Source organism: Humidesulfovibrio mexicanus (assembly GCF_900188225.1).
Taxonomy (GTDB): Bacteria; Desulfobacterota; Desulfovibrionia; order Desulfovibrionales; family Desulfovibrionaceae; genus Humidesulfovibrio; species Humidesulfovibrio mexicanus.
This window is the reverse complement of the sequence record NZ_FZOC01000006.1, coordinates 110,098-122,496: the sequence shown is the minus strand read 5'-3', so window position 1 is coordinate 122,496 and position 12,399 is coordinate 110,098. Positions and strand designations below refer to the sequence as shown.

Annotated in this window: 10 protein-coding genes; all 10 read right to left on the bottom strand. The window is 71.7% G+C overall.

Annotated elements, in window-relative coordinates; translation table 11 throughout:
- Nucleotide 1: 1 nt before the first annotated feature.
- A complete protein-coding gene (locus tag CHB73_RS12810) occupies nt 2-2,422 on the bottom strand; it encodes a PEP/pyruvate-binding domain-containing protein (RefSeq protein WP_089274992.1) in 2,421 nt (806 codons plus the stop codon).
- Nucleotides 2,423-2,441: 19 nt separating this feature from the next.
- On the bottom strand, nt 2,442-3,539 hold the full coding sequence (locus CHB73_RS16885) for an NHL repeat-containing protein (RefSeq protein WP_089274991.1): 1,098 nt from the start codon (nt 3,537-3,539) through the stop codon (nt 2,442-2,444).
- Nucleotides 3,536-4,807 carry an NTP transferase domain-containing protein gene (locus tag CHB73_RS12800; protein WP_089274990.1) on the bottom strand — a complete coding sequence of 424 codons (1,272 nt, stop codon included), beginning with the start codon at nt 4,805-4,807 and terminating at the stop codon, nt 3,536-3,538. Before CHB73_RS12800 ends, CHB73_RS16885 begins: the two co-directional genes overlap by 4 nt.
- 2 nt (nt 4,808-4,809) lie before the next feature.
- Nucleotides 4,810-5,556: an acylneuraminate cytidylyltransferase family protein gene (locus CHB73_RS12795; RefSeq protein WP_143337386.1), complete on the bottom strand. Its 747-nt coding sequence runs from the start codon at nt 5,554-5,556 to the stop codon at nt 4,810-4,812.
- Between the two features lie 204 nt (nt 5,557-5,760).
- Complete coding sequence (locus tag CHB73_RS12790) at nt 5,761-6,378, bottom strand: class I SAM-dependent methyltransferase (RefSeq protein ID WP_089274989.1); 618 nt, start codon at nt 6,376-6,378, stop codon at nt 5,761-5,763.
- Between the two features lie 66 nt (nt 6,379-6,444).
- A complete protein-coding gene (locus CHB73_RS12785) occupies nt 6,445-7,251 on the bottom strand; it encodes a glycosyltransferase (protein ID WP_089274988.1) in 807 nt (268 codons plus the stop codon).
- Nucleotides 7,252-7,333: 82 nt separating this feature from the next.
- The gene (locus CHB73_RS12780) at nt 7,334-8,059 is read right to left on the bottom strand and encodes a hypothetical protein (protein WP_089274987.1); all 726 of its coding nucleotides are present in this window, start codon (nt 8,057-8,059) and stop codon (nt 7,334-7,336) included.
- 16 nt (nt 8,060-8,075) lie between these two features.
- The gene (locus CHB73_RS12775) at nt 8,076-9,248 is read right to left on the bottom strand and encodes a DegT/DnrJ/EryC1/StrS family aminotransferase (protein ID WP_089274986.1); all 1,173 of its coding nucleotides are present in this window, start codon (nt 9,246-9,248) and stop codon (nt 8,076-8,078) included.
- Complete coding sequence (locus CHB73_RS12770) at nt 9,245-11,524, bottom strand: STT3 domain-containing protein (RefSeq protein ID WP_089274985.1); 2,280 nt, start codon at nt 11,522-11,524, stop codon at nt 9,245-9,247. Before CHB73_RS12770 ends, CHB73_RS12775 begins: the two co-directional genes overlap by 4 nt.
- Nucleotides 11,525-11,621: 97 nt before the next feature.
- Nucleotides 11,622-12,392 (bottom strand): hypothetical protein, encoded by a 771-nt coding sequence (locus tag CHB73_RS12765; protein WP_089274984.1) that lies wholly within the window; start codon nt 12,390-12,392, stop codon nt 11,622-11,624.
- Nucleotides 12,393-12,399 lie beyond the last annotated feature (7 nt).

Sequence of the window (12,399 nt, the reverse complement as noted above, 5' to 3'; positions counted from 1 at the left end):
GTCAGGCGCGCCTCCGTGCGACCACCGTAATCATTTCCGCGCCGCAGTCCAAGTGCAGGTGCTCCGCGCCCAGGAAGCCCTGGAAGAGCTGCTCGCCGCAGCCGATGGCCGCGGGCAGGCCCAGCTCCGCGCAGCGGATGGCCATGTGCGAGTTGGAGCCGCCATGTTTGGTCACAAGCCCGGCCAGGCCGGTGGTGAAGATCCAGTCGAAGCCGGGGTCCGCGCTTTCAATGAGCGCGATGCGCCCCGCCATGTCCCGGCTGGCGGTCTCGCGTCCGGTGACCGGCGCGGTGCGCGCGCGCACGCTTTTGCTGGTGATGAAGTTGGGGCGGCATTTGAGCAGCGGGATCACGTCCACGTCGGACTCGTGCGCCAAGAGGAAGGGCAGGCGCACGGCCTGGCTGAGCTCCAGGGCGGCGCGGCCCTGTCTGCTCCGCTCGCGCAGCTCGTCCTCGGCCTCGCGCGGGCGGCAGCTCCAGGCTCCGGCCAGCAGCTCGCCGATGTCCAGGTGCGAGAGCTCCTCGCGGCTCAGGCCGTTTTCCTCGCCCCAGGCGGCCAGGCCCTCCAAGGCGTCGCTGAGGTTTTGGGTGAAGCGGAACTTGCCCAGCTCGCGCCAGCGGATGGCCTGGGTCATGAACGCGAACAGGCGTCTTGCGTCGCAGGCGAGGCCGCGCGCGGCCAAGGCCGCGTCGATGGCCTGTTCCTCCGGGCCGGTGAGGGCGAAAGGTGCGTGGCCGTGGCGCGTGGTCGGCGCGGTGGCGCGCTCCGTGTGGCCGGGGCGGCCAGGACGGAAATCCCCGCGCTGGTCGTAGCGGCGGGAGAGGATGTCGTAGGTGCCGGGGCGCAGGTGCCCGTAGCGCCGCTGGAAGTCCTCGTGCCCCAGGGCGCCGGCGGCCAGGGCCTCGGCGTCCTCCATGAACTCGGTGAGCACCGTGCGCACCGAGGCGCGGAAGGCCTCGGCCCTGTCGGCCGTGAGCAGTCCCAGACGCGTGAGGGAGCGGAGCAATTCCTCGGCCATGAAGGCCGCGCGGGCCAGGATGGAGAAAGGCAGGGTGCCCAGGCTCCGGCAGTCGTCCAAAAGGCCCTTGACCGCGTAGAGCCGCGCCGGGCCGCCGCGGGCCAGGGCTTGAAGCCGGGCGGGCCGCCGGGCGTCCAGCCGGTCCAGGCGGGCCAGTTGCGCGGCCATGAGGTCCGGCTGGCCGGAAAGCACGCGGTTGGTGAGGGCCAGCAGGGCCTGCTTGAAGCGTGCCGCCTGCTCCTGGCTGAGGCCCAGGGCCAGCAGTCCCGGCAGGGCGCGTTCGTCGAAGTCCAGGGCGTGGACGGTTGCCGCCACCTCGAACTCCACGCGGTCGTGCAGTTCCGGGGCGGCGCGCAGGCGGTCCAGCCAGGCGTCCACCAGGCGCTCGCCCAGGTCATCCGGCAGGCTTGCGGGCAGAAAGGAATTGAAGCTTTCGCGCACGTCGATGTAGGGGCGGCCAAGCAGGTCGAGCATGAGCGGACGGCCGGTCATGTCGCGGTAGCCCATCTCGGCCCGGGCCTCGGCCCAGACGGAGTCGGTGATGAGGCTGCGGTACAGGGACGCGGCCAGCCTGCGCGGGGTGGTCCCGATCATCTCCGCCGGGTTCCAGTCGGGCATGATGCCCAGGACCGAGGAGCGGCCCAGACTGCCGGGCAGCGGGGCCAGGCGGGCGCGCACGAAGCGGCGCACCTCCTCGGCGGCTACGTCCACGCGGCGGGTGGTCTCGCGGTTCCAGTTCACCTGGCAGGCCATGCGCCGCACTTGCAGGATGAACACCTCGCCCTGGCGCGTCACCGCGAACTCGATGTCCAGCCCCGGCGAACGCACGGCGTCCTCCACCTCGCTCACGGCGGCCAGCAGGGCGCGGAAGCGCGGGGACTCCACCCGGCCGGTCTGGCTGCGCCTGACGAGCAGGGTGCGGCTCACGTCGTCGCGGCCCCCGGTGACGGTGTCGTGGCGGCCGGTCTCGTCGTCGTAGTTGATGACGTAGTACGGCGCGCCGGTGTCCAGGTCGTGGGTGAACACCACCCCGCACATGCTGATGTCCTGCACCATGGGCTGCACCAGCACCTGCTCCTCCCCGGCGGCCGGGCGGCCGTCCTCGGCATAGGAGGCGACGACTTCATCCACCGCGCGGGCGAGGGCCTCGCCATCGCTGGCGCTTACGCCGCCCACGCTGGCGTAATGCCCGGCCAGCGAGGCCTCGGCCCCGTCTTCGCCCATGGCGCTGCTGCGCACGATGAGCGTGCGCCCGGCGAAGCGGTCGCGGATGTTCTGGAGCACCGCGCCGGGCTCGGTGCGCCAGCGCTCCACGCGGAAGACCACGCTTTCGGGCACGCAGGCGCGGGTGAGCTGCGCGCGCAGGGCCTCCAGGGTGTCGGCCTTGGTGGTGAGGGCGACCATGTGCGCTCCGCTTCGGGCTTCAGTCCAGCCGGAAGGCGTGGACGAGGTTGTGGATGTTGTCCGCCGCGAAGAGCCTTGGACCATCGGGCAGGGCCAGCGCGGCCAGGCCGCAGAAGTTGCTTCCCGGATACCCGGACAGGGCGGCGGCGTCCACCACCCGCTCCAGGCGGCCATTCGCGTCCAGCCGGGCCAGGCGGCCCCTGGCGGCCAGCCAGACGCCGTCGGGCGTGAAGGTGAACTGGGTGAGGTACTCCGGCGCAAGGCCGGAAGAAAAGCGCGACCACTCCCCGCCGCGCATGGGCCGGGAGAGGATGACCGCCGGATTCTGGGAGGACACGTAGAGTCTGCCCCCGCGAATCGCCAGGGCGCTGGGCTGGGTCAGCGGGCAGGGCTCGAATTCCGGTCCGCCGCCGTCGAGGCTCAGGCGCGCCAGCCTGCGGTTCTTGCCCGAGGCGTCGGCCAGGATGCAGAAAAGGGTCCGCCAGCCCGAGTCCGGGTCGGCCGCGCCCAATATGGGCCGCAGGCCGTTCCTCTCGTCGGCCAACTCCACGGCCAGCTCGCGCGCCACGGTGCCGTCGGCCTCCACCAGCAGCAGCCGGGGCCGGGCGAAGTCGCAGACCCACAATGCGCCGCCCCCGGCCTGGAACAGGCCCCAGGGCCGCGAACCGGGCAGGGGAACCAGGCGTCCCTGGCCGCCGTCCGGCGGCAGCACGGCCAGGCCTTCGCCGCCCAGGCTGGTGGCCCAGAGGGCGCCGTCGGCCCCGGCCTGCAGGCCGCAGGGCGTGGCCAAAAGGCCGTGGCCCAGCGCCCCGGCATACGCGGGGCGCGCATCGCCGCGGGGGGAGAGGAAATCCGTCCGGAGGGCGTTCCACAGGGCGTCGTGCCGGGACTCCAGGGTCTTGGCCGCGCCGCTTTTGGCCAGCAGGGCGGCCTCGCTGCCGGAATCTCCGGCCAGGTCGGCCACGGCGTCGAGCACGGCGGCGGCGAGAACGCAGGACCCGGCCAGCGTTCCGGCCGGGCGGCCCGTCCTCTGGCCCTCGTCTGGGGCGAAATTGTCCGGGGCGTCGAAGAAGGGCTGCCGGGCCAGGGCGGGCGCGGCGTTGCTGGCGGTGCTCATGCGTGCTCCAGTTTGCGCCGGACCGTGTAGCGCAAGAGGTCCATGGGGGTGCAAAGCCGCATGGAGCGGCGCGCGTCCAGGATGAAGGGGGCCACGCGCCCGGCGGCCAGCAGGGCGTCGAGCTCCTTGGCCTCGCCAAGGGTCAGCGCGAAGAGGGAGCCGTCGGGCTGCAGCACATCCGGAAACTCCTGGCGGCCGTGGATGGGGCGGCCGGTGGCGGTGTTGACGCGGCGGCCCGTTGTCGGGTCCGTGCGCCACAGTCCGTGGCCGTCCGGGTAGGCCAGGATCAGGTCGTAGCCGCCGTCCGCGTCGGGCTGTTCCAGAAGATTGTAGGACAGGGGGCCGTCCTCCGGTCCGGGGTGCCAGGGCAGCCGCGCACTGGGGGGGTCGCCGGAAAGGTCGAGGGAGGCGCGGCGCTCGCCCTCCGGCCCGCGGCCGTACAGTTGGCAGTGCGGATGTTGGGGCGCACCCGGCGCGAAGCCGAGCCTTGGCGTTCCGTCCTGGCCGCGCCAAGCCAGGCAGGGCAGCCCCGGCGTGAGGTGCAGCCCCACGCAGAGCACGCTGGACAGCCCAGGAGCGCCGTGCAGGGCGGCCAGCTCCATCGCCTCGGAGCCGGGCAGGCTTAAGCGCGCGCGTTCCGGGCCTTCGGGCAGCAGCAGCGGGCCGCAGGCCCTGGCGCGGTCCTGGTCCGCCACGGCGAACAGCGCGCCGTCGGCCGGGTTGAGGGCGAAGGCCGGTCCCTGGCCGCGCGCGTCCTGGGCGGCCCACAGGAAGCGGAAGGGCAGGGTGAGCAGACGCGGGCCGCCCTGGGCCTGCGGGTCAAGGGGCAGCAGGATTCCGGACCCGCGCAGGCGCAGGTGCCGGTTCAGCTGGCAGGGGTGGTCGGCGGGGGCGGTCGCGCTCAGCAGCGGCGCGTCCGTTGTTGCGGCGTTGCGAACAAAGGCTTCGATGTCCTCGGCGCGGAGCAGGGGGTTCTCGCAGCCCACCACCAGCACGCGGCGGCCGTCGGCGGCCAGGCGTTCCAGGGCGGCCAGCGCGCCGCGCGGCAGCAGCCCGCCTGGACCGGGCTGGGGCGCGGCCAGCAGCACGGCGGAGAGCCCGGCATCCCTGGCCATGTCCAGCAGTTCCGCATCGTGCCCGGCCACGACGACACGCTCCAGGCCCCGGGCCTGGCGCAGGGCGGCGAAGACCCGGTCAAGGGCTGCGGCGCCCGCGTCGCTGCTCAAAAGGGCCGGGTGCTCCGGCATGAGCGGGATGATGGCGTCCATGTTCAGGCTCCGAAGCGGAACAGGCCGCTTGTGATGATTTCCTCGGCCAGGAGGAAGTCCTCCAGGGTGTCGATATCCACCAGTCCGGCCTCGTCGCGGATGATATGCAGAAAAGGCTTGTCCGGGGCGTTGAAGCGCGTGCCCTGGAACAGTCCGTAGCGGCGCTCGTAGGCGAGCTGGCCTTCGGTTCCGGGGCAGAGGGGGACGAGCATCCCGTCGCGCACGCGGCACAGGGGCGCGCTTGCATGGTCCACCCGGCGCACGGCCACGACGGAATTGTATCCGCGCTCGAACTGTCCGCAGAGATGGTCCAGCAGGGCCGGGGTGCGGAAGGGAGAGGTTGGGTAGAGCACGGCCAGGGCGTGGGGCTCGTAGCCCTGCTCGCGCAGCCCGGCCAGCATGTGCGCGGCGGCCTGACCCACGCTGGCCCTGTCGTCGGCCATGCTGGCCGGGCGCAGAAAAGGCACTTCGGCCCCGAAGGCGCGGGCCACCTCGGCGATCTCCGGGTCGTCTGTGGAGACGACCACCCGGCCAATGCGCCGGGCCGCCAGGGCGGTTTCGATGGTGTAGGCGATGAGCGGCTTGCCGCACAGGGGCAGGATGTTTTTGCGGGGCAAGCCCTTGGAGCCGCCGCGTGCGGGAATCAGGGCCAGCGTCTCCAGGGCCGCCGTCTGCGGCATCGGCGGCGCCGGGACCGGGGCGCGCCCGTCCCGCCGGTTTGTCCGCTCCACGCCCAGCGCTTCCGCCATAGGTCACATCCCCCTGTTCATTCGCTCCACGAACGATCGCGGCAGCTTCTGCCCTGTGGACAACCGCAAGCAACATCCGTTCCATGGGCGCTGTCGGCGTTCACCGGAGCGGGGCGGCCCACAGCGCCGCACCACGACCGTTCGTTCACTGAATGCAGTATCGGAGGGAACAGGGCAAGCCTTTAGGCAGGCCCGGAGGCCAGCCTAGGCCAGGTGCAGCACCAGGCTGGTGCCCGCGATGCGCCAGAGCCGCACGCGCTCGGCCAGCCGGTCCAGCGCGCGCATGACGCCCGGGGCGTAGTCGGCGTAGTCGTGCCAGAGCACGGCTCCGCCGGGCGCGGCAAGGCGCAGGGCGTGTTCCGAGTCGCTGGCCGCGAATTCTTCGTGGTGGCAGCCGTCCACGAACACCAGCTGGGCGCGGCGGGCGAAGGGCGAGTAGTCGAAGGTCCGCGAATCGCCGTAGTGCTGGACGATGCGCGAGGGGCCGGAGTAGGAGGCGAAGCGCTCGCCCGGAACGTCCGGATACACGTCGAGTTCGGGGTCGCTGGGCCGTCCGGCCGCGTCGTGGCCCGGATGTCCGGCCGGGGACAGGTCCAGGGTGTGGATTTCGGCCCGGCAGTTCACCGCCAGCTGCAGGGTGGTCTCGCCCTGGAAGGTGCCGATCTCGAAGGCCAGCGACGGATTGATGACGCGAGCCACCTTGAGCAGGGCGGCCATCTCCTCCAGCAGGATGCCGCCGTAGGACTGCCGCCAGTCCAGCAGGGACACGGGCGTGTTCTCGGCCTGGGGAAGTATCTGGGCCAGGGTTCTTGCTTCGATCATCGCGGCCTCCGGTTGCCTGCTGCGGAACCGTTCGGTGCATGAACGGTTTTTTGACGGTCCCTGTCCTTACGCTCCGGGCTTGAGGCCCGGCTCGCCCCCGGCCAGGAACTCCCGCGCCAGGAAGGCCAGGCGGCAGGACTCCTCGTGCTGGGTCATGGCCCCGTGGAAGCGTACGGAATAAAGCACGCGCGGCACATGGACGAAGCGCGCGCCGTGCATGGCCATGCGCAGGTAGTGGGCGTAGTCGTTGGCGAACTGGAATTCCTCGTCCATGAGGCCGGTCTTTTGGAGCCAGCTGGCGCGGTGCAGGGTGGAGACGCCGATGTGGAACCACTCGGCGAAGCAGGCCGTGAAGTCGTAGTCGGGCTTGCGCACCAGGCGCAGGATGCGGTCGTCGTCGGTGACGATGCTGAAGTCGGAGTACGCCAGGTCGGCCCCGGTCTCGTCCAGGGTGCGGGCCAGCTCTTCGATCATGTGCGGATGCGGCAGGTCGTCGCCCACGATGTAGGTGCAGTATTCGCCGGTGACCTGCCGGAAGCCCGCGTTGTAGGTGCCGGTGCGTCCCAGGTCGGTCTCGCTGGCGATGATCTTGAGGATGCGCCGGGGGTGCTCGGCGTGGGTGTCCTCGCGGTAGCTTCTGCAGCGCTTGTGGACGATGTTTCCGGCCGCGTCCATGGCCATGATGGGAGTGCTTTCGCGCAGCTCCAGCTCCTGCGGCAGTTGGCGCAGGTAGTCCTTGGTGCCGTCGGTGCTGCCGCCGTCCACGATGATCAGCTCCAGGTCCTCATGGGTCTGGAACCAGCAGTGGTCCACGCAACCGGGCAGGTATTTGTGCTGGTTGAAGTTGGGAATGACGATGCTGACGCGGGGCATGGCGGCTCCTTGGGGGTGTTGGGGCGCGTTCGCGGACGGCGGCGCCGGGTCCGCAGACTCATCGGCCGGGCGCGGCGTTTGTTTAGGGGCCGCCGGGCGTCGGGGAGGCCGGTCCGGCGGCTCCGTTCAGCGCCAGGGCGCGGACCTGTCCGTTCTTGCGCAGAAGCACCCGGCCGCGCTCCACGGCCTCCAGGGTCCAGCCCTTGGCCTGGCCGCCGGGGTGCAGGGTCAGGGGCACGCCGTCCACCAGAAACATCGCCGCGGGCCTGGCCCCGGCCATGACGGCCACCAGCCGGAAGCCCTCCAGGCCGGGCGGGACGTTTTGCGGCGCGGCCACGAACCCCAGCACGCTGGCGCCGCCGGACAGGGCATGGCGCTTCCTGTTCTTGTCGGCCATGGGCAAAAGCAGGGGCTCCAGCGGGGCGAAGGCGGCGCTCTGGCCGTCCGTCCCCGGCTGCCCCGGCGTGCTTGCGGCGTTGGCCGCACCCGCCGGGGCGGTGGCATTGGACGCGCCCTCGGGCGCGGGCGGGCGGTTCAGGGCGGCGGCCTCGGGCGCGGGTTCGGCCGGGGGCGGCAGCGGAATGTCCGGCGGGGCGAAGGGCGGGCTTTCCAAGCGCAGCACGTTGCGCTCCAGAATGGCCCGCACGGGCGATTCCTCGGCCATGGCCAGGCCTTTGGCGCGCAGTTCCTCCGGCGGGCGCAAGGCGCCTTGTGGCCTGGGCGCAAAGCCCGTGACCACATACGCCAGCCCCAGGCCCACGGCGGCGGGCAGGGCCAGCCGGGGCAGCGCGCGCCAGATGTTTCTCAAGGCCGTCCCTCCGCTCCTAGCTTGCCAGGACCTCGGCGATGTGTTCCTGCGCCTCGGCCGTGAGGTAGGGGTGCATGGGGATGCTGAAGATGCGTGCGGCAACGGCCTCGCTTACGGGCATGGAGCCGGGCGCGTAGCCCAGGTTGGCGTAGGCGGGCTGCAGGTGCAGGGGCACGGGGTAGTAGATGCTGGTGGGCACGCCCTCGCGTCCCAGGTGGTCCATGAGATCGCTGCGGTGCGCGGCCGAGGAGGCCTGGATGCTGTACTGGGCGAACACGCTTACGCGTCCGGCGGGCACGGTGGGCAGGGTCAGCCCGTCGATGCCGCCAAGAAGCTCGGCGTAGCGCTTGGCCACCTGCTGGCGCAGGGCCACCTCCTCGTCGAAGATGTCCAGCTTGGCCAGCAGCACCGCCGCCTGCATGGTGTCCAGGCGGCCGGTGATGCCCAGGCGCACGTTCTGGTACTTGTCCGCGCCTTGGCCGTGCACACGCACGGACTGCAGCAGGGTCAAAAGCTCGTCGTCGTCGGTGAAGCAGGCCCCGCCGTCGCCGTAGCAGCCCAGCGGCTTGGCCGGGAAGAAGGACGTGCAGGCGATCTGTCCGAAGGAGCAGGCGCGCCGCGTTGCGCCGTCCATCTCCACGGTTGCGCCAAAGGCCTGGGCCGCGTCCTCCACCACAAGGAGCCCGTGCGCGGCGGCCACGCTCAGCAGGGCGGAGTAGTCGGCCAAGAGGCCGAAGAGGTCCACCGGGATCACGGCCTTGGGCGTCAGCCTGGCCGTGTGCGCGGGCAGGGGGTGGATGGCGGGGTCGTCGGCCTCCACGGCGCGCACGGCCTCTTGCAGGCGTTCGGGGTCCATGTTGTAGGTCACGGGGTCGATGTCCACGAACACCGGGGTCGCGCCCAGAAGCGCCACCACCTCGGCCGTGGCCATGAAGGTGAAGGGCGGGCAGAACACCGCATCGCCCGGGCCCACGCCAAGGGCCATGAGGGCCATCATGAGGGCGTCCGTGCCGGAAGCGCAGCCCACGGCGTGCCGCGTGCCGCAGTATTCGGCCAGGCGCTTCTCCAGCCTGGACACGTCCGGGCCGTTGATGAACGCGCCGGATTCGAGCACGGCGCGCAGGTTCTGGTCCACTTTGCCCGCAATGCGGGCGTACTGGGTCTTCAGATCGATGAAGGGAATGCTCATTGCGGCGAGACCTTCGCCTGCCCGTTGACGCCGTTTGGGCCGGGCAGGACTTGGTAGATGCGCACCAGGGGAAAGCCCTCGTGCAGAAGTTTGAAGTAACGCGACTGCTCGGGCCGGGTCGGGTCGCCCACCAGCAGCTGCACGGCCATGCTGTTGTACGCCATGTCGTCCAGGAGCAGGGCCTGGCGATTTGCTTCGTTGATGAGCAGATGCGCCCCGTCCTTGCGCGGGGGAATGCCGATGGGCCTGGGGCCGCCAGCGCCCAGCACCTGCGCGCTGGCCAGGGGCAGTGGCTTGCGCCGACTTTTGACCTTGAGCATACCCGTGCGCGTGTCCACGTTCAGCGCTTCGGCCACCTGCATCACCGAGGCGTGGCGGCCGCCGCCGCCCACCACGTCCCAGGAGCCGTAGAAGCTGATCCAGTACAGCAGGGGGATGTTTTCCCAGCTCACCAGCAAATACTGGGGCGGGCAGGCGGGCACGGGGCGTCCGTCATTCCGAAGGGCGGAGATGTCGTGGCGCACGGCCAGGGCGGGCATGGCGTCCCAGCGGCGGACCAGCCCGTCGGCGCGGCCAGGCGTGCCGGGCAGCCCCGCGGAGAGCAGGATGACCCGCGCCGCCTGGCGGAAGCTGTCCGTGGTGAGGGCGAGAGCCGTGGGAAACACGTCGCGCCCGGCGTGGCGGCCGCCGTCGATGGGCGTGGCGCGTTCGGCGAAATACTGGGCCGCATAGCCGTAGTCCCACCAGGTCCACAGGCGCGCGTCCGGCGGCGTGTCCTGGCGCAGGCTCAAAAGGGCCTGCGCGTGGGGCGCGGTGAGCACCGGGGTGGGGCGCGTCTCGGCGTACCTGGGCGCATAGGACGCCAGCACGATGAGCGCGGCCAGGGCGGCCTGGATGCGCACCGGCCAGCGGGGGGAAAGGCCCAGGCGGAGGACCAGGGCGCTGGTGAGCCAGTATGCGCCCGTCCCCAGGCCCAGGGCGAAGAGTGGACCGCCGAACATGGCGAAGCGCGTGCCCATGCGCAGGCTGGCGAAGGCCAGCACGGCAAGGGGCAAGAGCAGGATAAAGAGCGGCCGCCGGGACAGCAGGAAGGCCATGCCCAGCAGCCCTGCCGCGCCGCCCGCCTGGGAAAACGATGTCCCGTCGAAGAACAGGGCCAGGTCGGCCACGTTTCTGGCTTCGCGGATGCTTTGGGTGATGCCGGGGTAGCTGGGCGGATCCTCGCCGGAGGCCAGCCGGGGCAGGCCGGAGTCCGAGAACGGCTTGAAGTAGCTGAGGGCCTTGGTCCACAAGGCGTCCACGGGCAGCAGCAGTCCGCAGACGGCCGCAAGGGCGGCGAAAGCCGCAAGCCAGGCCCAGGGCGAGTCGTTCCAGCGGGCCAGGGCGGCGGGCTTGCGTGCGGCCAGCCAGGCCGCCGTGGCGGCCAGGCCCAGGCCCGGCAGGTCCGAAAGGCCCAGCTGGAATACTTCTGCGCCGAAGCGGCGCGGCCCGGCGTAGGCGGCCAGGGCGTAGATGGCCAGCAGGCGCAAGAGCGCCGCGCGGCGTCCGGGCAGGGCCAGGGCAGCGCCCAGGGCCAGGGCCAGCCACAGCAGCCCCACGCCCAGGGCGTGGATGTCGTCATGGGCGAAATGCGCCACCCGCGCAAGCAGGCCGAAGCCCAGGGCCAGCCAGGGCATGGCTGCGGGCATGGCCGGGGGCGCTGTGCGCTCCTCTTCGTTGGGCAGCCATTGCTGCGGCAGGCAGGGCCGCAGCAGCAGGGCCAGGAACAGCGCCAGAAGCAGGGGCATCAGCAGGGTGAAGGGGTCGGAGTCGAAATAGCCGAGGCGCGTGCGGTAGGCGTAGGCCGGGGCCAGCGCGCCGATGAGGCCGGGCAGGATGGCGGCGCGGCGTCCGGCCAAAAGCCAGCCCCACAGGCCGGTCGCCACTGCGGTGAGCGAGCCCAGGACGGGCGGCGTCCAGAACGCCACCGACCACAGCGGCTGCCCGGAGACGGAAGCCAGCAGCCGGGCCAGGGCGGCCATGCCGAAGTGCGCGTATTCGCCGATGCCCTTGGCCCCGGCCAGCCAGCAGTAAGCGTCGTGGGTGGAAAGGATGCGCTCGCCCTGGACCATGAAGGCCGGGGAGTTCCAGGCGGGGGCTTCCAGCAGGCGCACGGCCAGGGTGACGAGGAAGCCCGCCGCAGCCAGCAGGACGAGATGCCGCCAGTCCGCCCGGAAGTCCGGGCGTTCGTCCAGGAGCCTGAAGCGGCTGGTGCTGGTGGTCGCGTCGGGGTTCATGCCCTGCCTTGAGCCTCTTGGGGGGTGCCCGGCCGGATTGCGCGCGGTGTGCTCCGGCTCGTGTTGGCCTCTAGCCGTTTTCTTCGCACAGGGCAAATCACTCCGGCAGGGCGGTGTCGCCCAGGAAGTCGCCCAGCACGCCCTGGGCCTGGAAGCTTACGCTGTCGCGGCCGCGCAATATTTCTCCCGAGACCGTGTAGGGCGAGGCCAGCAGCGCGCCCCGGCGCACGGCCGCCGTGCCCTCGGCCCGCACCTGCACCGGCTCCCGCAGGGAAAAACTGCGGATGCGCAGCGCGCCCTCGCGGTACTCAAGGGCCAGGGCCGCATCGCCCAGCCACAGGCCGCCGGGCAGTTGCAACGCCTTGCCGCGCAGTTCGATGAAGCCCTTTTCCAGCGCATCTTTGCCGCGCAGAAAGCGGCCCTCGGCCCGCAGGTCCACGCTGCCCAGGATGTCGAGCCGCCCCAGGCAGGCCAGGTTGGCCGCCCCGTCCAGGTCGAAATCCCCGGTGTCCAGCAGCACCAGGCGCATGTCGCGGCCGCCGGTGTTCGCGCGGATGGTCAGCAGGGGGCTTACCCCCAGGCGCACCTCCAGCCATTGGGCGCGGGGCGAAACCGGCCAGCCCGGCCCCTCGGCCACGAAGCCGTTGACGCGGAAGCCCAGCGGCCCGGCGCGGTCCACGCTTTGCCACGAGATGCGCGCCGGACGCAGGCCCTCGGCCCAGCGGCGCAGCAGCTGGTCCCACACCGTGTCCCAGGGAAGAAAGAGCACGAGCCCGGCCAGCAGGCCTGCGGCCAGCGCGGCCAGGCCCGCTCCGGTGAGTGCGCGCGCTGTGCCGGGATTCCGGGTGGGGGGGGGGGCTTCGGGCATGTGCGGT

Coding starts and splice junctions, on each gene's coding strand:
- CHB73_RS12765 (WP_089274984.1), bottom strand. CDS start 12,392: ATGCCCGAAGCCCCCCCCCCCACCCGGAATCCCGGCACAGCGCGCGCA.
- CHB73_RS12800 (WP_089274990.1), bottom strand. CDS start 4,807: ATGGACGCCATCATCCCGCTCATGCCGGAGCACCCGGCCCTTTTGAGC.
- CHB73_RS12810 (WP_089274992.1), bottom strand. CDS start 2,422: ATGGTCGCCCTCACCACCAAGGCCGACACCCTGGAGGCCCTGCGCGCG.
- CHB73_RS12795 (WP_143337386.1), bottom strand. CDS start 5,556: ATGGCGGAAGCGCTGGGCGTGGAGCGGACAAACCGGCGGGACGGGCGC.
- CHB73_RS12790 (WP_089274989.1), bottom strand. CDS start 6,378: ATGATCGAAGCAAGAACCCTGGCCCAGATACTTCCCCAGGCCGAGAAC.
- CHB73_RS16885 (WP_089274991.1), bottom strand. CDS start 3,539: ATGAGCACCGCCAGCAACGCCGCGCCCGCCCTGGCCCGGCAGCCCTTC.
- CHB73_RS12785 (WP_089274988.1), bottom strand. CDS start 7,251: ATGCCCCGCGTCAGCATCGTCATTCCCAACTTCAACCAGCACAAATAC.
- CHB73_RS12775 (WP_089274986.1), bottom strand. CDS start 9,248: ATGAGCATTCCCTTCATCGATCTGAAGACCCAGTACGCCCGCATTGCG.
- CHB73_RS12770 (WP_089274985.1), bottom strand. CDS start 11,524: ATGAACCCCGACGCGACCACCAGCACCAGCCGCTTCAGGCTCCTGGAC.